Source organism: Chlorogloea sp. CCALA 695, assembly GCF_003003885.1.
In the GTDB taxonomy this organism is placed as follows: Bacteria; Cyanobacteriota; Cyanobacteriia; order Cyanobacteriales; family Chroococcidiopsidaceae; genus Aliterella.
Map to the genome: position 1 here is coordinate 16,163 of NZ_PVWN01000035.1, position 21,891 is coordinate 38,053.

Genomic DNA, 21,891 nt, shown 5'->3' on the forward strand with positions numbered 1-21,891 from the left:
TAGCAGCTATTTTATGAAAATTATGAAACGAGCATTTATCGGGTTAGAATTTGATACGGAGCTCGCCCTTAGCTTAGATGGAGAAAGTTTAGTTGTTGCTGGTGTAGATGAAGTAGGTAGAGGGGCTTTATTTGGCCCAGTGGTAGCCGCCGCCGTCATATTGCCTACCTCTGTTTTATCAGAACTTGTGGAGGCAAAAATTAGAGATAGCAAACAATTATCTGCTTACCGTCGAGAAGAATTAGCCAAGAAAATTTGTAACTGTGCTTTAGCTTGGGGTGTTGATTCAGCTTCTAGCGCCGAAATTGACCAAATCAATATTTTACAAGCCTCCCTATTAGCGATGAAACGGGCGGTACTCAAGCTAAAGGTAAAGCCGCAATTGTGCTTAGTTGACGGCAATCATGCTATCAAAGACTTATCAATTCCTCAGCAAACCTTAGTTAAAGGAGATGAAAAGTCTATAGTTATTGCCTCAGCGAGTATTGTTGCCAAAGTTTGGCGAGATGACTTGATAACTCAATTGGCTAAAAAGTATCCTATATACGATCTAGCCGCAAATAAAGGTTACGGTACAGCACGTCATCTCCAAGCCCTTAAAGAGTACGGAGCCTCACCCTTGCATCGGAGGTCTTTTCGTCCGTGTCAGGTAGAAGGGGCGGCATTGGGGGGCAAAAGCGGCGCTTGATGTGTGTCAGCTTGCTCGACTTGGGCGTTTACCCAATTTCGGTAGTCAGCTAAAAGTTGATGTAGCAATCGCTGCTTAATTGTTAATAAAACACTTTTAAGTAAACCGTTACCTGTTGCTTCTACTAACGAGCTAGGCATCATTGATAAAGGCATGGGCAATTCAACCTCTACCTTCAAATCCGCCTTACCTCTAAGCCGAGTTTCGCCGTTGATTTGCTCCGGCGATAGGTATCCTTGTAAGTCCAAATTAAAACGCTGGTTGATATACTCAACTCCTCTAATCTCGCAACCTACAGACTGTAAATGAATAGTTCCGTTAGCTGTCGCCCAAACTTTGAGGTCTACCGTTGGCTGAATACTCAGCATCATAAAACTTAAGGGACGCATTTTGAGCCGATAATGGTCTGCTCCTAATGTTTCTATCCGACTAGGCTCAACAAGAGTAGAAACTAAGCGTTGAGGTTGGCGCAAATAATGATGAATTGCTACAGGCTGTTCTGGAACTACAATTTCCACGCACAAAGAGGCAGTAAACCGAGTAGGCATAAGTAGATATAAAGGCTTGTTAACTTATTTTAGGTTTTTTTAAGAAATTAATCCCAATTTCTACCAATAATTATTTATTGATTAAAAATTGTGTTGATATTGCTTCTCAGCATAAAAGGAAAATTAACAAAGTTCAATATCTTAGGAGAGATTCATTAACTCAATTTTGCCTTGTTTGGCAGCCCAATTTTTCTTAGCATTACTATTACTAAGGCATAAGTAGGTTTTTTTGCCTAAAAAATCGAAATTAAGCGATCGCACCTTTAATTAATTTACTTGCTGCTAATACTTCTTGTCTTGCCCATGTGTCGGCGGCGATAATGTCGTCTAGAGAAGGATCGGGGCGATTATCAACATCAAAGACTTCGCATACTCGCTCGATACATCTAGGAATATCTAAAAATTCAATTTTTTCATCTAAAAATAAGGCTACGGCTTGCTCGTTGGCGGCATTTAACACCGCAGGCATTGAACCCCCCGCTCTCCCGGCGGCGTAAGCTAACTGCATACATGGGTATTTGTGATGATCGGGGGCTTTGAAGGTCAAATTACCAGCTTTAACTAAATCTAACGGTTCCCAATCAGTATGAATGCGATCGGGGTAAGATAAAGCGTAAAGCAACGGTAAACGCATATCTGCCCAACCCAACTGAGCTAAAACCGATGTATCAAGCAATTCAATCAGCGAGTGAATAATACTTTGGGGATGAATAACAATTTCAATGCGATCGTAGTCTAAACCAAACAGAAAATGAGCTTCAATTACTTCTAACCCTTTATTCATTAATGTAGCGGAGTCGATAGTAATTTTCCGTCCCATTGACCAATTGGGATGTTTGAGCGCGTCAGCAACCTTTACTGTAGCTAGTTTCTCTACAGGCAAATCTCGAAAAGCGCCTCCAGATGCCGTCAGGATAATTCGCCGCAATCCACCTTCGGGGACGGCTTGGAGGCATTGAAATATAGCTGAATGCTCGGAATCTGCGGGTAATAGTTTCACACCATGTTTTTTTACTAAAGGTAAAACTACAGGCGCACCAGCAATTAATGTTTCTTTGTTGGCTAAAGCTATATCTTTTCCCGCTTCAATTGCTGCAATAGTCGGTAACAAACCTGCACAGCCAACTATACCTGTAACTACAGTTTGGGCTTCGCCGTAACGAGCAACTTCAATTACTCCCGCTTCGGTAGCTAGAAGGATGGGTTTATAGTCGAAAGATGCGATCGCACTTTTCAATTCTGGTAACTTTGTCTCATCGCAAATCGCAACTATTTTTGGGCGAAATTGCTTAATCTGCGCCGCCAACATTTCTACATTTCGCCCCGCAGCCAAACCCACAATCTCGAATAAATCCGGATTTTGAGCCACAATATCTAATGTTTGAGTCCCGATAGAGCCAGTAGAACCTAATAAAGTAATCGCTTTCACAATGTTATCCGCTTGCAGCAACTACTACTATAAAATTCTTCGGACTCTTTAGATAGTGATATGGATAGATTGACCCTACTCATTGCACATAATTGATTTATTTGCAAGTCTAATAGCATACAAATACTTTAATTTATGTCAAGATTTGATGAAGTTAGTGGCTTAAGGCGTTAGAATCGCAAGTAACTGGCTTGATATTAAGAGTGTGAGAGTTCCTAGGAATTTAAAGCTAGTGAATTAACGATCGCAAATAAATCAGGAGTTGTACTGCAATGACACAAGAAAACGCTGCTCGATTTTTTAAGTCCGTACAGCAAGACCAAGGATTAAAGGCAAAACTTAAAGCAATTGACGATCCAGAAACATTTTTGCAGATTGCCGAAGGGCGTGGTTATCAATTCACGCTGGCGGACTTAGACGCGGCGATTTCTAATTTGTCTCATGAAGAAATGGCATCGGTGATTAATCCAGGTATATCACCTAGACGACATTTAACCCCAAGGTAGGTTATTAAAAGAGATCGCATAATTTAAATTATGCGATCTCTTTTTGAGTAGATGGGACTTACGCAAAACAAACTCCCAAACGCCTTAAAAAGAGACGTTGCATTGCAACGTCTCTACACAAAATTTATACATTCAATCAGCAACGCTCTTTATTTTTCCCCCTTTTTAAGGGGAGGCAAAAAGCGGTGTAGCTGCACCTGACCGCTTTATTGCCGTGGGTTAGGGGGATCGTATCTACACCAATTCCGAAGATGTTTCTACACTGGGCTGCATTTGGGGCTGGAACTGGAACAACGAGTAGACGACGTTGCGGTAAATATTCGTCATCATATCTAGGAACAGTTCGTAACCTTCGCTCTTGTATTCAACTAGGGGGTCTTTTTGACCGTAGCCACGTAACCCAACAGACTCACGCAAGGCATCCATTTGTTGCAAGTGTTCGCGCCAAAGAGTATCAATTTGCTGCAAAATAAAAAATCGCTCGGCTTGGCGCATTAGTCCCGGCTGAACTTGGTCAACTTGAGACTCTTTGAGGTCGTAGGCAATTCTAACTTGCTCATGCAAGAAAGTTTTGATTTCGTTTACCGATAAATCCTCTAGCTGATTTGGTTCCAAATCTGCCAACAAGTAAACAAATTCTTGAATTTTGCCGACTAGGTTAGCTAAGTCCCAATCTTCTGAAGGTAAATCGGGGTTAATGTAGTAATCAACAATGTCATCCATCGTTTTTTCGGCATACTTGATTACTTGCTCTTTCAAGTCTTGTCCTTCCAAAACTCGGCGACGTTCGGCGTAAATAGCGCGACGCTGGTTGTTCATGACTTCATCGTACTCAAACACCTGTTTGCGGATGTCGTAGTAATAAGTTTCTACCTTTTTCTGAGCGCCTTCTAAGCTGCGGGTAAGCATTCCCGACTCAATAGGCATATCTTCTTCAACCCTGAACATATCCATTAGCTTGCCAACGCGATCACCTCCAAAAATCCGCAATAAGCTATCTTGTAAGCTAAGAAAAAAGCGTGTAGAACCAGGGTCGCCTTGTCTTCCCGCCCGTCCGCGCAACTGGTTGTCAATCCGCCGCGATTCGTGACGTTCAGTACCAATTACGTGCAAACCGCCTAGTTGAATTACCTCTTGGTGTTCGGTATCAGTAAACTGTTCGTACTCTTGCTTGATTTGTTTATAAGCTGCTCGTAAGCGCCCAATTACGGGGTCTTGAGTAGGTGCTTTTTCTGCCGCTACTGCAACTAAGTCCTCTGCCTCTAATTCAGGCATACTCCGCTCTCCGTAGTGCTGTACGGCAAATTCTACAGCTTGCTTAAGTAGTTGCTCAGTTTCTTGAGATAGCTGAGTGGGGAAAATTTGCGGAGATGCTTTCCAAGTTTTGACTTTTTTGCCTGGGACAAAACCTTGACCGCCACCACTACTGCTTGCAGGCAATCCCGAAGCTTGAGTTATACCAAAAATATCTTCATCGTCTGGTACAACAATGCGGGGCATAAAGTATTCTCTTAACTTCAACCGCGCCATGTATTCAGAGTTTCCACCCAGAATAATGTCTGTACCTCTACCCGCCATGTTAGTTGCGATCGTTAATGCGCCTTTACGTCCAGCTTGGGCGATAATTTCTGATTCTCGTTCGACGTTTTCGGGTCTGGCGTTGAGTAAGTTGTAGGGAATTTCTAACTGATTTAATAACGTGCTGAGATACTCAGATTTTTCGACGCTAGTTGTCCCGACAAGTACCGGACGACCCATTTCGTGCATTTGGGCGCATTCTTGGGCGATCGCATTCCATTTTCCATCTTCACTTTTAAATACCACATCCGACAAGTCTTGACGGCTGCGGGGTCTATTGGTGGGAACAATGGTTACTTCTAATTTATAAATTTTTTCAAATTCTGATTCCTCTGTCTTCGCCGTTCCAGTCATTCCGGCTAATTTATCGTAAAGCAAAAACAGATTTTGATAAGTAATTGTTGCTAAAGTTTGTGTTTCTGGTTGAATTTCTACCCCTTCTTTGGCTTCAATTGCCTGGTGGAGTCCGTCACTCCAACGCCTTCCCGGTAATACTCGCCCAGTAAATTCATCAACAATTACTACTTCATCATTGCGGACAATGTAGTTGACATCGGCGATAAATAATTCTTTAGCTTTTAAAGCATTAAAAATGTAGTGCGCCCAAGGATCTTCAGGATTGAATAAGTCGGTAACTTCTAGCAATCTTTCAGCTTCGGCGAAACCTTCGTCAGTTAGCAGCACATTACGAGCTTTTTCATCTACCTCATAATGTTCGTCTTCTCCTGTCCTCAATACTGCGGCTATTTGGGCGGCTTGGACGTACTTTTCGGTAGGACGTTCTACTTGACCAGAAATAATTAAGGGTGTCCGGGCTTCGTCTACGAGAATAGAGTCTACTTCGTCAATTACGCAATAGTGCAAAGGACGCTGTACGACATCGACTATTGATGTCGCCATGTTGTCGCGTAAGTAGTCAAAGCCTACTTCGCTATTAGTTACATAGGTGATATCGCAGTCATAATTTTTTTTACGTTCGGCTGGGCCCATTCCTTGCTGAATTAAACCAACACTCAATCCCAAAAAGCGGTGTACTTGTCCCATCCATTCGGCATCTCGGCGGGCTAGGTAGTCGTTGACGGTGACAACATGAACTCCTTTACCTGTAAGCGCATTTAGGTAGGCGGGAAGGGTAGAAACTAATGTTTTTCCTTCTCCGGTTTTCATCTCCGCAATTTGTCCTTTATGCAGAATAGTTCCGCCTAATATTTGCACCTCAAAATGTCGCAATCCTAGTACGCGCTTTCCCGCTTCTCTAACTACGGCAAAAGCTTCAGGAAGTAAATCTTCTAAACTTTCACCTTTAGCAAGGCGTTGTTTAAATTCAACAGTCTTACCAGTTAGTTGCTCATCAGAAAGGATTGAAATCTCCTCTTCTAAAAGGTTAACTTCTTTAGCTGCTGGTTGAAATTTTTTGAGCTTACGAGCGTTAGGGTCGCCCAGCAAGGTTTTTAGCATGGTAGGTAAATATTTAGAATATATGTTTATTTGTGTGGAGTTATCAAAACTCGCAAGTTGTAAAGCGTGTTAAGGCGGCGTTGGCTGGAACTTCATTCCTCCATGTAGAAGCTAACTTATTCCAAATTATGAAACTATATTAATCGTATCATTTCGACCCTAGCTAGGACTGTAGAGAGATGCGATTACTTTTGGTAGTAATTACTGCCATTCAGCACTTAATTTGCGGAAATTGTACTCGTTTGCGCCTATGTGACAGCCAGCACAGCTACTTAATTCTAGGGGACGGGGTAGTTTTACTTGGGGATGCAATGCTTTAAAGTATCGAGATTCGCTGATTCTGTAAGGTATTTCTTCTTCCTTTAGTTGCGATCGCGAAAAAACTTGTAAGTATTGCCATACTATTAACCGCGCAGGATCAATTAAAGGTTTAATAGTTACGCCGTAGTGTTGGGAATCTTGGATTACTCTTTGCCAGGTTTGCGTAGGTAGTACCGCCGGGGGTATACCACTATGACACCTAGCACAGTTTTCTAAATATAGTTCTTGTCCTAACTGGTAGCGTTCTGGAACTACATCTACTGTGCCGATTTCCTCGGTTGGGACTGGTTGGGCGTTAGTTATAGTTGCAAGTCCCCAACCCATTGCTAAACTCCATAGCAAAATTAGTAATAGCAAGAAAAAAGGTGATCGCGTTTGACGATTTGAGCGGCGTTTTAATTTAATTTTATTTCTCATACTTATAGGTGTTGCTGACTACTAGCATTTGTAGACTACCATTACCTGAAATCACTTAATATCTAGACAAGTGTCTAGACTAATTTTAAGTATACTTAGTTGTGTAAGTGCAAAAAACAGTTATGACAACTAAAACTGCTTATATCAACAGATTAAATCCCTTAGAGATTCGGCAAAGCTTGGGATTGTCGCAAGAACGCATGAGCTATCTATTGCACATTAGTACAAAAACTTTGGGGCGTTGGGAAAAAAGCGAGACGCTACCCAATGCGGAAGCTAAACAATACTTAGCAAAACTCAAAGAGATAGCGGATTTAGCTCATAGGGTTTATACACCTTCTGGAGTTTACGAGTTTCTGTCAACTCCAATGGCAGTTTTCGGCGGTTATACAGCTTTAGATTTAATTCGCCTTAATCAGCACGAGCGAGTAATTGCCCAATTAGCGGCAGATTATGAAGGGCTTGGTTATTAGTGCTTCAGCCTTTTATTAAATCGTGGTCAGGTTATGGAGTCCGTCACATTCCTGATGGAGATTACGATATTTATGATTTCAGTCGTGCAGGTTTGGCTACAGACAATCGCTGGAATATACAGGGAGATAGTACGCTGTACTTAGCTAGTGAAAAAGATGTAGCTTTAGGAGAATGGTCGCGTCACTTGCAAGTTGAGCGCTCTGTTGGATTAGTTAAGAAGGTAAAAAGAAGGAAAGTTTATCGATTTGAAGTCAAGCTTACTTCTACAATAGATTTATGCGATCGCAATGTTTGGCAAGTTCTATCACTGCAAGATGCTCGTAATTGTTTTCTTAATAAAGACACCGCAAGAGCTATAGCTGGATTTATTCGTCACACAACTCAGGTGGAGGCGATATTTGTACCTTCTGTAGTGTTTTTAGATTGCCCTGATAAGTGGGTGCTGGTAGTTTTTCTGGAGAAGCTGTCTACAAATCCTTATGAGTTTTTGCCTAGTTGCGTTGAGGATGGATATTTTGCAGTAGATTCGTAGGTTTTAGTTTATAAAATCTTCCGTACCAGACTTTACCGACGACTGGGCAATTAATAGGGAACTACAATCAACCCATTTTCTTGAGCAACTTTTCTAATCTCCGTCCTCAAAGTCTTATGGTTTAAAGGCATCACGTCACTAGGGGAACAACTTAAGGCATCTTTAGCTCTTTCATACAAAGCCAGAGATAGGTCTCCATTGTGGGCATTGTGATAAATAATCCCGTCAACTTTGGTGTAGATATTGTAATTATCGTAGAAGTAGCGCGACCAATCTTGGCTTAAATCTCTTTCTGAAACGCCTGAAAGCGCATAAACTGTTCCATTTGCCATTGCTGGAGTTCCACACAAATCGAGCAAACTTAAAGGGCGCTTAAGCTGCACTGATGCAACGCAGTAGTTACCAACTTCTATAGTTCTTTTGTCTCCAAAAACTTCTACTAAACAGCAAGATAATGTAAAACCTGCGTAGTAAATCCCTCGTTTTTCATCAGTTGAGGGCGCATCCCTAGAATATTGTTGATGGTCAAACCTTTCTAGCGGACCATAATAGCGAAACGATAAAGCATTAGTATTGTGTCTTGTAGGATCGAATATCCTCGCAAGACACTCACCTTTGTCGATGGAAGATAAAGCAGGCTCAATAGGTAGTATTTTAGGAGGCGGTGGCGCAATCTCTACCAACTACCAAGCCCCCAAAGCGATCGCTTCTGTAAGAACCTTTGCTTTTTGACCTTGCTTTAGAGCCTCTACAGGAGTGAGACTATTTAAATAAGGATTCGGTGAAGTCAGCCAATTAAGCTTAGTAAATTCTGACCCTCCAAGAGCTTTTAAAACCTCTGGTAAGCCGTCAATTACTCCATCCGCGCCGGACGAGTTGAATTGCCATGAAGGAAACTTCCATACACCATTATCTTTGACGGCTAGGAGTGATTTATTATTGATGCGATCATGAGGAGTTTGGCGAGTTGTACGTAATAACTCTGCGACTTTAGTAGCTGTTAAAGAATCTTTCAGTAACTCCTTTCTTTTATCGAAGGATCTCATTAAAGAAGTTATCTCTAAAACTACGGCTTCTTGATTGCTATACTGTCGCCCCGTAAGTTTGAGTGCCAGCGTTGATTCCTCCTCAGAGACATCTGAGGTATCCAAAACCATGTTTATCGCTTTAACCATAGTTTCAATTTCTAAATCATCAAGCTCTCCGGCTATACCTTTAATTAGCCTTACAAGAGCCTCCATTGCTGCAAGTCGCCGATCAACTTTTCCTTTATCTACAGAAGGTTTTGCTCTAATTCGATCTTTGCGCTCTTTAACTGTCATACTCCAACCTCTTTGTAAGAGATGTGAATATCTTAGCAAAACTGTAAGAGATGTCAAACATCTTTGGAGTTAAAGACACTTTCAAGCTAAGGAATAGAAACTTGGCGTAATAATTTCTCAACTACAGTTTTGGCTTTACGTCCCCCGGATGGAATTAGGCGATGACTTAGTACATGAGGTGCGAGTAATTTAATATCATCGGGAATAGCATAAGTGCGATCGCTCAAAAAAGCCAAAGCCTGAGTTGCTCTTTGTAAGGCGATCGTCCCGCGAGGACTAACACCAAGGGCAATTTCTTCATCTTCTCGCGTCGCCCGAACTAAATCAAGAATATATTGTTGTAAAGAAGTTTCAACTTTAACTTGGCTACATAGTTTGCGTAATTCTTGCACCTCATCCAAACTAATACAAGGTTGTAAATCTTCCACTTTTACACCCGCTTGTAAACGTTGCAACATTTGCAGTTCTTCGTTTTGGCTGGGATAACCCAAAGTTAAGGATAAAATAAACCGATCCATTTGCGCCTCTGGAAGCGGAAATGTACCTTGATATTCAATGGGATTTTGAGTTGCAATCACAAAAAATGGCGTGGGAACTTTGCGAGAAACACCGTCAACGGTTACTTGCTGTTCTTCCATCACTTCTAGCAAAGCCGATTGAGTGCGGGGTGTAGCGCGGTTGATTTCGTCTACTAATAAGATATTTGCAAATACGGGCCCAGGGAGATATTCAAATTCGCCGTTTTTGGGATTCCAAATATTTGTCCCTGTAATATCTGTAGGAAGTAAATCCGGGGTACATTGCAGGCGTTGAAATTTGCCATCTATAGAACGCGCTAAAGACTTTGCAAGTAGGGTTTTTCCTACCCCAGGGACATCTTCTAACAAAGCATGACCGCCACTAAGCAAGGCTACTAAAACTAGGCGTATAGCTTCTGATTTGCCGACAATAGTACGACCGAGATTTTGAGTTAAGGTGTCGAGAAGCTGTCTCACAGTAAGGGTGAAGTCTCCAATGTGGCTTTTGCGCGATCGCAATCTATCTTAATCTGGTTTTTCAAAGCGTCCAAAGACTCAAATTTTTGTTCTGGGCGTAAAAACTGTTCTAGTTCCACCGTCAGGATTTTTCCATACAAATCCCCAGACCAATCTATCAAATATACCTCTACTGATTGATTTGCCCCATTTACTGTCGGACGATTGCCAATATTCATTACTCCAGCAATCGGTAATTTATCCTCAGCAATGTAAACTTTGACAGCATAAACACCGTTGCTAGGTAAAAACTTCTCCATTGGTAGGTCAATATTTGCCGTCGGGAAACCGATAGTTCTACCTAACTGTTTGCCTTTAACTACTGTACCAACTAGACTATAAGCCCGTCCTAAGAGGAGTTTGGCGCGATTTAAGTTTCCTTGTTCTAAAGCTTGACGAATGGCAGAACTACTAATTCTTTCGCCTTCACAATTATGTAAAGGTACAATTGTTGTCGGGATGTTATAGTTTGAGGCGATCGCTTTTAAATCTGTAACAGTACCCGTACGTCCTTTACCAAAGCAAAAATCTTGTCCGACGCTGATAGAGTGCGATCGCAATTGTTGTACTAAAATCTTTTCAACAAACTCTTGCGGACTTAAGCAAGCGAGTTCGCGATCAAAAGGCAACAATACTAATTGTTCTACTCCTAATCTCTCTAACTGTTCCACCTTCTCACTTTGAGGAGTTAGCAAACTGCGACGTTTTCCGGTAAAAAACTCTTGAGGATGGGGATTAAAAGTTACAACCGTAGCAATTCCCCCCGGATTTTTTAAGACAGGTTGAATTACCTGCTGATGCCCGCGATGTACGCCGTCAAAATTCCCCAGGGCAACAGCAGTAGGTTTTAAAGCTTTAATTAGAGAAGAAGTAACCCACACCTTTACATCTTGCCATAAATAAAGAAATGTAACGACAATTATTGACAAGGAAAATCAAATTTCTTGCTTGCCAGTTGCTTTAAACCAGAAACATAAGTCAGGTTATATTGCAAGGGCGTAATAGTAATATAGTTATTGGCAATCGCCTCGACATCTGTAGGCACATCCATAGGTAAATTTAACCCCGGTTCAGCTTCCACTTCTTCTAAAAGTTCGCCAGCTAACCAATAGTAAGTTTTACCACGAGGATCGACACGCTTTTCAAATACATCAATATAGCGGCGAATCCCCTGACGAGTAATTAAAACTCCAGTAATTTCCGATGCAGGTATAGCGGGAACATTGACATTAAGTAGCATTGAACCTAAAGGAGAAGTTTCTAGTTGTTTTAGCAAACTAACGGCAAAATCCGCCGCAGACTGAAACTGTTGGCTACTGAAGCTAGTAAGACTAATTGCAATGCTAGGAATTCCCTCGATTGTACCTTCCATTGCTGCCGATACCGTACCAGAATAGAGAACATCTGTACCTAAATTGCTACCTTGATTGATGCCCGAAACGACAAAATCCGGGGGACTATCCAGCAATGCCCATAGCGCCAGCTTAACGCAATCTGAAGGAGTACCAGAACAAGCCCAAGCTTTGATATTGGGGTGAAAAATCCCCGTTACAATGTCCGCGCGGATGGGTTGATGCAAAGTTAAACCGTGTCCTGTCGCCGATCGCTCTCTGTCGGGACAAACTACAGTAACATCATGATTGGCAGCAGCTAAAGTATTGGCTAAACTACGAATTCCTGGGGCAAAAATACCGTCATCGTTACTAATTAACAGTTTCATTTAGAGTAAAAATTATAAGACTATGAGCAATTTAGAAGCACAGTTAGAAACACTACGACAAACAGCCAAAAGTGCGATTTCTACTGCCGATACTTTAGAACGAATCGAAGAACTTAGATTAGTTTACCTTGGGAAGAAAGGGGAACTATCGTTAGTATTGCGGGAAATGGGTAAGTTAAGCGCTGAAGAACGCCCCGTAGTAGGTGCGATCGCAAATACTGTTAAAGAAGCGGTGCAAAAGGATTTAGAACAGCGCCGAAACGAGTTACAAGCCGATTTAATTGCAGCGCAATTAGCCGCAGAAACAATAGATGTAACAATGCCAGCCGTTTACAGCCCTCTAGGGCGCGTTCATCCCCTAAACAGTACAATCGACCGCGTACTCGATATATTCGTAGGCATGGGTTATACAGTAGCCGATGGGCCAGAAATGGAGACGGACTACTACAACTTTGAAGCGTTAAATTTCTTACCCGATCACCCAGCGCGGGATATGCAAGATACTTTGTATTTGCCCGATGGTAATTTATTGCGAACTCACACTTCAAACGTTCAAGTTCGCTACATGGAAGATAACGATCCGCCGATGAGAATTGCTGTACCGGGAAAATGCTACAGGCGCGATACCGTAGATGCGAGTCACGCAGCAGTATTCCATCAAATTGAAATTTTAGCAATCGATGAAGGGCTAACTTTTACTGACCTAAAAGGGACAGTTAAAGAGTTTTTGCAACAAATGTTTGGAGATGTACCGATTCGGTTTCGGGCGAGTTATTTCCCCTTTACTGAACCTTCGGCGGAGGTAGATATGGAGTGGAACGGGCGATGGTTAGAAGTAATGGGTTGCGGAATGGTCGATCCAAACGTACTTAAAGCTGTAGGTTACGATCCTGAAGTGTATACCGGATTTGCTGCGGGTATGGGTGTCGAACGCTTGACAATGGTATTGCACCAAATTGATGATATTCGCCGCTTTTATGCCAGCGATTTGCGCTTTTTGCAACAATTTTAAAGGCAATTCTAGCGGCAATTATCGCAGTGTCCGCAGTGCATATTTAATGCCTCAGTTGTAAAACCAAAGGCGTTTAACAGATATTGCCAACGACATTGTTTAGTTGTCAGATATTTAACCATTTGTTGAATGGCGGGAAATTGCACAGGAGGCTGAATTTTTACGGGTGGATGGATTTGGTAATGAAATGGATCTAAAAAGTCTAATTGATTAGCACTAGAAAGTAGAGATAGCGCGATCGCATTTTCTGAATTAACTTCTCCTTGAATGGGTATTTTTTGGGCAAGTTTTTGGGCGCTGGAATAGTGCGATCGCATTTTTTCGATAAAAAACCTCTGTCTTTGCTTATCCTCTGGATCTAGCCACCCTGTAGGTTCGCTAATCAGCATTAAAGCGATACTATCTTCCCCATCTCGTCCCGCGCGTCCAATTTCCTGCACGTACTCCGATAGCAACAAGGGTGCGTGAAAATGCACCACCCAACGGACGTGAGGCTGATTTATTCCCATCCCAAAGGCTGAAGTACAAACAACGAAAGGTATTTTGCTACTTAGCCAGCTATTTTCGATTTCTCTACGTTCTTCGGGACTTAAACCTGCATGATAAGCGGCGGTTTTATAACCTAAATTAGTCAACCATTCGGCTAATTTTTCGCTATCTCGGCGGGTTCGCACATATATTAAGCCTGTTTGTTCTGGTTTACCTCTAATAACATCTAATAGCTGTTGTTTGCGTCCTTTGGGAGTCCAAGCTATTTGTACTTTTAGGTGGAGATTTTGCCTATAAGGATTTTGTTTAAAGGTTGTGGGTTTTTGGAGTTGTAAGACTTGGGTAATAGTTTTCTGGGCTTCAATATCGGCGGTGGCTGTAAAAGCTGCGATCGCAATTTTTGTTCCTTGAGGCTTACACTTTAATAAAGCTGGTCGTACTGTCCCCAAACGCCTGTAAGTTGGTCTAAAAGTATCTCCCCACTGCACTAAACAATGTGCCTCATCAAGAATTATGCCGTTAATTTGTAATTGTGGATGGCATAATTTCTCCCATACTTTCGGACTGAGTAATGTTTCCGGGGATAAGTAAAGTAATCTTAGCTGTTGCCTATCTAATAGTTGTAAAGTTTGCCATTTTTGTTGGCTTGGTAATTCGCTGTGTAATAAAGCTGCGGGTAAATTGCGAGCGCGTAATTCTTTTACTTGATTTTCCATCAATGCAACTAACGGAGAAATTACTAGAGTTAATCCCGTTTGCATTAAGGCGGGAAGCTGAAAGCAAATTGATTTACCTCCGCCTGTAGGCATTATTACCAAAGCATCTTGCTTGGATAGGAGACTACTAATAACTTCTTCTTGAGGCGGGCGAAAGTCATCATAGCCCCAGATTTCTTTTAATGCAGTATGAGCTTCTTTCCAAAATATTTTTTCAGTATAATTCATAACAATACGTATATTATTGACAGATTATTGTGTGTATATTTTATACAAAATACATTTTTTAAACTACAGAAATTAATTAGTATGATGAATTATGTATATTTTTTAATAGTGAGCATTCCCAAGGCGATGCTTGAAATTTTTTGTTTATTATCGTAGTTAAAGGTTTAACTCAACTGAAAGGTGTGTTTATGGGACTTAACTTTAATTTGTTCTCTATATCTGGGTTTGAAGCTAATATTCTTTCGGTAACATACAAACACGCAAACAAAACTTTTTTATGGCTACTGTTAAAACCCTGGTATGTATTTGCTATCGTTACTACTATTACTGCATTATCTAACACAGAGACATTCCCAGCGCACAACTCACTCCAGGCGCTCAAAAGTTTGTTCGGAGGTCAAATACTAGGTTTTGTGTTTGAATTTAAAAATATTATTACTGGATTATTAGCCCTATTGTTTTTCGTTGCAGGAGTTAGGTTCACTAATAGATTAATTGAAAATTATGATTATCATAATGGTCTACCATTACCTATTTATTTTTTATCGCAACTAAGAGAATAATATTCAGATGATCCTTGGTCTTTAAGAGAGTTTCGACTTCTTGAACTTTACATTTATCCCTCTGCGCTTTATATCAACTACCTAATAATAGCTACACCAAACTTCCCAAAATTGTACCAAATGATTACAAGTGAACAACCTATGACAGTTCTTGCAATTGGCTTTCCATTGTTGTTATTAATCATGAGTGTGTTTATATACACAGCTAAAAAAATTGAGCGTTTCTTACTTTTAGATCTGTAAAGTTAAACAAGTTGAGTAACTATTACAATAAGTTACTATAAAAATTTTTTATAGTAGAGACAGCTAATTAATAGCAGATAGATAATTTCGCAATAGTATTCGTGCAGAGAAATCTAAATAACTATTTAGTCGCTACTACAGCTAAGTTCCAAGCAAAACGTTTCATCAAAGGAAACTTTTTCAAAATTACGTCCAATTTTTCTAGACGCTGATATTGCGATCGCAATCTAGCTTGTTCGATAATAATTTTCTTCCAATACCGTTCTTCATTAGGATTTACTTTCTCGATTAGATAGAATTGCAGGAAAATCCACAAGGTTGCTAACCAAAAGGTATCGCAAGTAGTTTGAGTAAACTTTGATTCTACAAACTTAACTATATTAATATCCAACGGTGTCTCGTCTTCAGTTCTAACAGAAGTAGCCATGCGACGATAGACATTGATAATCGGATTATGCTTCAAAGGTTCCCAAAAACAAGCCTTTCCACCCGGCTTTAGGACACGGTGCATTTCTTTAATTACAGCTTTAGGATCGGGCAAATGATGCAGCAAATTGGCAGCATAAACGATATCAAAGGTGTTGTCAGGACAATCGAGAGCGATCGCATTCATAGTTCTACCTTCGATCTCGACACTGTTAGTCGCCGCTAATTGCATAGCAACTTCTACCATCCCCGGCGAATAGTCAGAAGCAACACATAGCGCTCCTTTTTTGGCAAAATAGACGCTATTTTCTCCCGCACCGCAACCTAAATCTAATAATTTCTTGCCGCGAACATCCCCCAGATGGCTTAATATAAAGCGATTTTCGGGGGCTGTACAAGCCTCAAAGTAATCTTTAACGTTAATTCCGTCTACATCAATTGTGGCTGCCCACTGGTCGTGAAATTGCCTTTCTTTTGCAAATACATCATCACCCATATTTTTATATTCGTTTGATAATCTGAGTAATGTAGACGCACTGAAATTAATTAAAATATTCCCCCCCCCTTTTTAAGGGGGGTTAGGGGGGATCTCTTATACTTCCTGTGCCATTTGACTGCGTTTTTCTTGTTTCAATGAGCCATACAATCTATTTAAGGCGTTTACATAAGCCTGAGCAGAGGCGACAATAATATCTGTATTGGCTGCATGACCAGAAAATACCCGATCTTCGTAGCGTAACCGAATTGTAACTTCCCCAATTGCATCAATTCCCGCCGTCACTGATTGCACCGAAAACTCAATTAATTCATTGGGGACATTAATTACCCGATTAATTGCCTTGTATACCGCATCTACTGGCCCCGTACCGATCGCAGCATCAGTTAATTCTTTGCCTTCAGGAGTACGCAATGTTACTGTAGCCGTAGGTGTAGAGCGATCGCCGCAGGAAACCTGTACAAGTTCCACTCGGAACATTTCGGGACTTGATTGGATTTCGTCGTTAGCGATCGCTTCTAAATCCCAATCAGAAATATCTTTTTTCTTATCTGCTAAATCTTTAAACTTCAAAAAGGCTTTATTTAGCTCATCTTCTGGCAAATCAAAGCCCAATTCTTTTAGTCTAGTCCGAAAAGCATTGCGCCCGGAATGTTTGCCTAAAACAATTTGATTATTGGTAAGCCCAATCGATTCCGCATCCATAATCTCATAGGTGAGCTTATTTTTGAGAATGCCGTCTTGGTGAATCCCCGATTCGTGAGCAAAAGCATTTGCACCAACAATCGCTTTATTTGGCTGTACTAGCATTCCCGTCAAAGTCGAAACTAGGCGAGAAGTTTTATAAATTTGGCGAGTGTCGATATTTGTAAGTGGCGCTTCTGATTCGGCGCTTCTACCCACAAAAGGGTTAAAATACTGCCTTCGCACGTGCAACGCCATCACAACTTCCTCTAAGGCTGTATTTCCGGCACGTTCGCCAATGCCATTAATCGCGCATTCTAGTTGTCTTGCACCATTTTTCACAGCTTCTAGGAAATTAGCAACCCCTAAGCCAATGTCATTATGTCCGTGAACGGAAATAATTGCTTGATCGATATTTGGGACATTTTCTTTAATCCCTTTAATTAACGCGCCAAATTCGCTAGGAGTTGTATAGCCTACCGTATCTGGAATATTAACCGTTGTTGCCCCCGCCGCGATCGCTCTTTCTAATACTTGATACAAATATTCTGGATCAGTGCGCGTAGCGTCCATTGTCGAAAACTCCACGTCATCCATGAAGGATTTAGCGTAAGCTACCATTTCCCCAGCAATTTCCAACACCTCAGCTTTAGTTTTTTTCAACTGATACTCTAAATGAATATCGGAGGTAGAAATAAATGTATGTATTCTGCCTTTTGCGGCTGGTTTTAAGGATTCGGCGGCGGCTTTGATGTCGTTTTTGATTGCTCTTGCTAGAGAACAAATCACTGGGCCATTTTCTGTACCTACAGCTTCAGCAACTTTTTTTACCGCCTCAAAGTCTCCTGGACTTGCGTAAGCAAACCCGGCTTCAATTACATCTACTCCTAACCTCGCTAGTTGCTTGGCAATTAATAGCTTCTCGTCTACATTTAGCGTTGCTCCGGGACATTGTTCGCCATCACGCAATGTCGTATCAAAAATAATTATTTTGTCTTGTTCTTGGCTCATTTGTTCGTACTCTCCTTAAGTTTATATTTTAGTTTTTATTTATAAGTCTAGCTTTTCAATATATTCTCGAATATCGTTCAAATCTATATATCTATCCGTAACGTTACGCAACTCCCTAGCAATCATCCCCTCCGTTGATACAACTGTTATATGCGTACTTTTCGATCTTAATAGTTCAATTGCTCTTTCAAAATCACCGTCTCCGCTAAATAATACTACTCGGTCATATTGTTCTACAGTATTAAACATATCTATGACTATCTCTATATCTAAGTTTGCTTTTTGCGAGTATCTCCCCGATGTATCGTCGTAATATTCTTTAAGTATTTTTGTTCTTACTGTATAGCCTAAACTAATTAAAGCGTCTCTAAAACCTCGTTGATCTTGAGCATCTTTTAATCCGGTATACCAAAAAGCATTAATTAATTCTGTATTGAGTTTTTCTTTTCTTAAATATTCTAATACTCGCCTCGGATCGAAAAACCACCCATTTTTTTGTTGAGCATAAAACATATTGTTGCCGTCTACAAAAATAGACAGCCGATTCATTAAACACGACATAAAAAATACACCTAATAATTTTTTTTAAACTTAAGTTGAGTAACAGGTTATAGCAACATTAGAGACGGAGAATTTTTATAAAAGTCCCCGTCTATTTTTAATTAATTGTTTAATAAAAATATATCTATATTGCCTAATCCTGAAACAATAAAAATAAGTTTAATTGATAAGTTATGTTAAGTAAGAGCATAATATAGTTATTACTTTATCTAAAATTTACCAATAAATTGACTAAATTTACAGGTTTTGGCAACTTTTAACGATCCTCCCCGATCTTGGTATAGACGTTAAAGGCAAGGAAATCAAGCATTTTGCCATAAATTAACATCTAGTAAGAATCAATAGGCGTTTTATTTACCAACTAATAAGTAGCTGCACCAATCGCTCCAGCTACCAACATAAAGGGCAGAAGTATCAATTCCTGCTAAATGTAAAGACAATAAATTAACGCAAGCAGTAACCCCAGAACCACAATAGACAATAATTTCCTGCCCTTGTAGTTGTTGCCAATGTTGAAGCTCTTGAGGAGAATACAAGTATCCATCGGTACTAGAAACATCTTGCCAAGGATAATTAACCGCTCCTGGAATATGCCCAGCAATCGGATCGATAGGTTCACTTTCGCCGAGATAGCGGGGAATTTCTCTGGAATCAACTAGCACTACTCCGGGCAAATCCTTACGGGCTTTAACGTCGGCGATATCTACTCGAAGTGATGGTTGCAAGTAACAAGTAAATTGTTTGGGTGTCTTTGGACTAATAGCGTCTGTAACGGGCAATTTCAGGCGTTGCCAAGCTTTAAACCCTCCATCTAGTACGGCAACGCGATCGTGTCCCAAATAGCGTAGCAGCCACCACAAACGGGCAGCAAAAGCAAAACGCGAATCGTCGTAAGCGACAACCAAAGTTTGAGCATCTATACCCATTGTTGATAACTTTTGGGCAAAAACATCAAAATCCGGGAGAGGATGCCTCCCGCCATGTTGCTGCACGGGGCTAGAAAGGTCTTTGTTGAGGTCAAAATAACTAGCGCCCGGAATGTGGCTAATGTTGTACTGTTGCTGCCCTAATTCCGAATCTGCTAGGGAAAAACGACAATCAGCGATCGCAATATGCGCCTCCCCAATATGTTCATAAAGCCAATCAGCAGATACTACGGTTGGTGTACTCATAATAGTTGGTATGACTTGCGACTTATTTTTACCACAATTGACCGCCGATAACTCCTACACTTTCTATTGCCAAGAATTTGGAGAGACTTTTCATAGCCAACAGGGAGCAAAAACAGAAGCTGAACACAAGTTTGTTGCGCCAACTAGATTAAACATCAAAGCGCATCAACCAGTAGTTAGGATATTAGATATTTGTTATGGGTTAGGATACAACACGGCGGCGGCTTTAGCTACAATTTGGGCTGTTAATCCCGATTGTTTGGTAGAAGTCATTGCCTTAGAATCTAATGCTGATATCCCCAATAGTGCGATTAATCATAATTTACTCGATAGTTGGGAGCCAAATATTCGCCAAGTTTTAACGCTCTTGGCTAGTAATCATCAAGTAAAAACAGCGCAATGTCAGGGAACTTTACTATTAGGTGACGCTAGACAAACAATTAAACTAATTTCCTCTAGCTTTACCGCCGATGCAATTTTTCTAGATCCCTTCTCACCACCCAAATGTCCGCAATTATGGACTGTAGAATTTATTAACTTAGTGGCTAAGTGTTTAAACGATGAGGGGATACTCGCAACTTATTCGGCGGCGGCGGCGGTGAGAACCGCATTGCAAGCGGCGGGGCTGTATATTGGCAATACAATTTCCCTTGGGAGGCGATCGCCTAGTACCATCGCAACTAAGTATAAGTTACCTCCCTTATCTACCATCGGGCAAGAACATTTACTTACTCGTGCCGCAATTCCCTACCGCGATCCAACTTTACAGGACGATACAGAGGTAATTTTGCACAGAAGGCAACAAGAACAACAAACTAGCCTTTTAGAACCTACCGCCCGTTGGCATCGGCGTACTCGCAGAAGCTTTAAAAAAGATCCGTAAAATAACTGATTACTAGCTAAATCGATTATCGATACTATAAATATACCAACTCAATAAATCTTAGATTTCTGCGCTTAATTAGTATATTTTTAAGTGGCGATCACTAAATTTTACCAATTCTTTAAGCGTGCCTAAGACTCTAAGTTTAAAGTTTAGCTGCTAACTTATTTGATATTTATCTCTAAAAAATGTACTAACATATACAGAAATTTTATTGAAGAGCAAAGAAAAGACTGCCGCGTTTATACTTAATAATAATAAGATAATTTTTTGGTAAAATTAATTATTTTTAAGATAATTAAATTTAATTAGCAATTTGTAAACACCTACCTGTGTAGATTGGATTGGTAAGGCAATGGTTTCTACTTTCAAAACAAAAAAAACATTAGCACCGGATATTGATTTAGCTCCAGCCAAAATCTTAGTAGTTGACGACTATCCAGCTAATCGAATGACAGCAATGGCACTTTTGTCTTTAGAAGGCTACGAAGTTTTTGATGCTGAAAGTGGGGCGATCGCTCTGGAAAAGGTCATAAAAATTCAGCCAGACTTGATATTGCTAGATGTGATGATGCCAGAAATGGACGGGTTTGAAGTATGTCAGCAACTCAAACAAGACGAACAAACTAGGCTAATTCCAGTAATTTTTATCACCGCATTAAACGATAAACAGTCAAGAATTCGCGGGATAGAAGCTGGGGGAGATGACTTTTTAACTAAACCCTTCGATCGCCCCGAACTATCGGCGCGGGTCAAATCCTTAGTGCGACAAAAGCGACTCAACGAAGACTTGGATCACACCGAACAAGTTTTATTTTCTATAGCCAGAGCCGTAGAAAGCCGCGATCCTAATACGGGAGATCACTGCGAACGCTTGGTAGGCTTGGGAGAAACTTTTGGACAATTTTTAAATTTGTCCCGCCCCCAAATGCGAAATTTACAATGGGGAGGTTACTTGCACGATATTGGTAAAGTTGGCATTCCTGACGCTGTACTGCTTAAGCAAGGAAAGCTAACTCCCGAAGAATGGGAGATTATGCAGCAGCACGTTATCATTGGCGAGAAAATTTGTCAGCCGTTACGAACAATGCACGGAGTAATCCCAATTATTCGTCATCATCACGAGCGTTGGAATGGTACAGGCTACCCCTATGGATTGCTAGAGGATGAAATTCCTTATTTAGCTCAAGTATTTCAGATGATTGATATTTACGACGCGCTCTCCAGCGATCGCCCTTACAAACGCGCCTTCACGCCCAAAGAAGCCTTAGAAATCCTCGCTCAAGAGAGAGATTTGGGATGGCGTAGCCCTAAATTAGTAGAGCAGTTTACAAAATTTATTCACACCCAACAATCAACTTAAAGACTCAATAATTGCCA

22 protein-coding genes are annotated in these 21,891 nt (G+C 40.8%); 8 read left to right on the plus strand and 14 right to left on the minus strand.

The genetic code is table 11. The features are described from left to right. Positions 1-22 precede the first annotated feature (22 nt). The gene (locus C7B70_RS16305; RefSeq protein ID WP_106370093.1) at positions 23-688 is read left to right on the plus strand and encodes a ribonuclease HII; all 666 of its coding nucleotides are present in this window, start codon (positions 23-25) and stop codon (positions 686-688) included. Here the strand turns inward: C7B70_RS16305 and C7B70_RS16310 are convergent. Next, a complete protein-coding gene (locus C7B70_RS16310) occupies positions 646-1,236 on the minus strand; it encodes a DUF1997 domain-containing protein (protein WP_106370070.1) in 591 nt (196 codons plus the stop codon). The genes C7B70_RS16305 and C7B70_RS16310 overlap by 43 nt on opposite strands. 247 nt (positions 1,237-1,483) lie before the next feature. Beyond that, a complete protein-coding gene (gene dxr, locus C7B70_RS16315; RefSeq protein ID WP_106370094.1) occupies positions 1,484-2,665 on the minus strand; it encodes a 1-deoxy-D-xylulose-5-phosphate reductoisomerase in 1,182 nt (393 codons plus the stop codon). 272 nt (positions 2,666-2,937) lie between these two features. Here dxr and C7B70_RS16320 point away from each other — a divergent pair, with 272 nt between their 5' ends. After that, positions 2,938-3,171, plus strand: coding sequence for a Nif11-like leader peptide family natural product precursor (locus C7B70_RS16320; protein ID WP_106370071.1), 234 nt, complete (start codon positions 2,938-2,940; stop codon positions 3,169-3,171). Positions 3,172-3,405: 234 nt separating this feature from the next. Here the strand turns inward: C7B70_RS16320 and secA are convergent, their stop codons facing one another. Together secA and C7B70_RS16330 are read right to left on the minus strand one after the other, a co-directional pair. Continuing rightward, positions 3,406-6,207, minus strand: a complete 2,802-nt coding sequence (gene secA / locus C7B70_RS16325) for a preprotein translocase subunit SecA (protein ID WP_106370072.1) — start codon at positions 6,205-6,207, stop codon at positions 3,406-3,408. 201 nt (positions 6,208-6,408) lie between these two features. After that, entirely contained in the window at positions 6,409-6,945 is a 537-nt protein-coding gene (locus C7B70_RS16330; RefSeq protein WP_106370073.1) for a cytochrome C, read from the minus strand. Between the two features lie 122 nt (positions 6,946-7,067). Here C7B70_RS16330 and C7B70_RS16335 point away from each other — a divergent pair, with 122 nt between their 5' ends. Both C7B70_RS16335 and C7B70_RS16340 read left to right on the plus strand, forming a co-directional pair. Further along, positions 7,068-7,418 (plus strand): DNA-binding transcriptional regulator, encoded by a 351-nt coding sequence (locus C7B70_RS16335; RefSeq protein WP_106370074.1) that lies wholly within the window; start codon positions 7,068-7,070, stop codon positions 7,416-7,418. After that, positions 7,418-7,951 carry an RES family NAD+ phosphorylase gene (locus tag C7B70_RS16340; RefSeq protein WP_106370075.1) on the plus strand — a complete coding sequence of 178 codons (534 nt, stop codon included), beginning with the start codon at positions 7,418-7,420 and terminating at the stop codon, positions 7,949-7,951. The genes C7B70_RS16335 and C7B70_RS16340 overlap by 1 nt, the downstream gene beginning before the upstream one ends. A gap of 50 nt (positions 7,952-8,001) precedes the next feature. On the opposite strand, the gene C7B70_RS16345 is transcribed toward C7B70_RS16340, so the two are convergent. From C7B70_RS16345 to surE, 5 genes are all read right to left on the minus strand, one after another. Continuing rightward, the gene (locus C7B70_RS16345) at positions 8,002-8,634 is read right to left on the minus strand and encodes an RES family NAD+ phosphorylase (protein WP_106370076.1); all 633 of its coding nucleotides are present in this window, start codon (positions 8,632-8,634) and stop codon (positions 8,002-8,004) included. Further along, complete coding sequence (locus C7B70_RS16350; RefSeq protein WP_106370077.1) at positions 8,635-9,273, minus strand: hypothetical protein; 639 nt, start codon at positions 9,271-9,273, stop codon at positions 8,635-8,637. It abuts the gene before it with no gap. Positions 9,274-9,359: 86 nt separating this feature from the next. Next, on the minus strand, positions 9,360-10,268 hold the full coding sequence (locus C7B70_RS16355; protein ID WP_106370078.1) for a MoxR family ATPase: 909 nt from the start codon (positions 10,266-10,268) through the stop codon (positions 9,360-9,362). Beyond that, complete coding sequence (locus C7B70_RS16360) at positions 10,265-11,188, minus strand: bifunctional riboflavin kinase/FAD synthetase (RefSeq protein ID WP_106370095.1); 924 nt, start codon at positions 11,186-11,188, stop codon at positions 10,265-10,267. The genes C7B70_RS16355 and C7B70_RS16360 overlap by 4 nt, the downstream gene beginning before the upstream one ends. 38 nt (positions 11,189-11,226) lie before the next feature. Continuing rightward, entirely contained in the window at positions 11,227-12,027 is an 801-nt protein-coding gene (gene surE, locus C7B70_RS16365; RefSeq protein WP_106370079.1) for a 5'/3'-nucleotidase SurE, read from the minus strand. A 22-nt stretch (positions 12,028-12,049) separates the two neighbouring features. On the opposite strand from surE, the gene pheS reads away from it, so the two are divergent. Continuing rightward, positions 12,050-13,039 carry a phenylalanine--tRNA ligase subunit alpha gene (gene pheS, locus C7B70_RS16370; protein WP_106370080.1) on the plus strand — a complete coding sequence of 330 codons (990 nt, stop codon included), beginning with the start codon at positions 12,050-12,052 and terminating at the stop codon, positions 13,037-13,039. Between the two features lie 8 nt (positions 13,040-13,047). Here pheS and C7B70_RS16375 read toward each other — a convergent pair whose 3' ends face one another. Then, positions 13,048-14,472, minus strand: coding sequence for an ATP-dependent DNA helicase RecQ (locus C7B70_RS16375; RefSeq protein WP_106370081.1), 1,425 nt, complete (start codon positions 14,470-14,472; stop codon positions 13,048-13,050). A gap of 140 nt (positions 14,473-14,612) precedes the next feature. Between C7B70_RS16375 and C7B70_RS16380 the strand changes: the two genes are divergently transcribed. Next, complete coding sequence (locus C7B70_RS16380) at positions 14,613-15,035, plus strand: hypothetical protein (protein WP_106370082.1); 423 nt, start codon at positions 14,613-14,615, stop codon at positions 15,033-15,035. A 364-nt stretch (positions 15,036-15,399) separates the two neighbouring features. Here the strand turns inward: C7B70_RS16380 and C7B70_RS16385 are convergent, their stop codons facing one another. From C7B70_RS16385 to C7B70_RS16400, 4 genes are all read right to left on the minus strand, one after another. Beyond that, positions 15,400-16,200, minus strand: a complete 801-nt coding sequence (locus tag C7B70_RS16385) for a class I SAM-dependent methyltransferase (protein WP_106370083.1) — start codon at positions 16,198-16,200, stop codon at positions 15,400-15,402. A 96-nt stretch (positions 16,201-16,296) separates the two neighbouring features. After that, the gene (locus C7B70_RS16390; RefSeq protein WP_106370084.1) at positions 16,297-17,895 is read right to left on the minus strand and encodes a 2-isopropylmalate synthase; all 1,599 of its coding nucleotides are present in this window, start codon (positions 17,893-17,895) and stop codon (positions 16,297-16,299) included. 39 nt (positions 17,896-17,934) lie between these two features. After that, positions 17,935-18,456 (minus strand): NYN domain-containing protein, encoded by a 522-nt coding sequence (locus tag C7B70_RS16395; protein ID WP_009633828.1) that lies wholly within the window; start codon positions 18,454-18,456, stop codon positions 17,935-17,937. A gap of 350 nt (positions 18,457-18,806) precedes the next feature. Next, positions 18,807-19,628 carry a sulfurtransferase gene (locus C7B70_RS16400; protein ID WP_106370085.1) on the minus strand — a complete coding sequence of 274 codons (822 nt, stop codon included), beginning with the start codon at positions 19,626-19,628 and terminating at the stop codon, positions 18,807-18,809. Between the two features lie 10 nt (positions 19,629-19,638). Here C7B70_RS16400 and C7B70_RS16405 point away from each other — a divergent pair, with 10 nt between their 5' ends. Together C7B70_RS16405 and C7B70_RS16410 are read left to right on the plus strand one after the other, a co-directional pair. Next, positions 19,639-20,511, plus strand: a complete 873-nt coding sequence (locus C7B70_RS16405; protein ID WP_106370086.1) for a tRNA (5-methylaminomethyl-2-thiouridine)(34)-methyltransferase MnmD — start codon at positions 19,639-19,641, stop codon at positions 20,509-20,511. A 355-nt stretch (positions 20,512-20,866) separates the two neighbouring features. Beyond that, positions 20,867-21,874, plus strand: coding sequence for a two-component system response regulator (locus C7B70_RS16410; RefSeq protein WP_106370087.1), 1,008 nt, complete (start codon positions 20,867-20,869; stop codon positions 21,872-21,874). Positions 21,875-21,891: the final 17 nt, after the last annotated feature.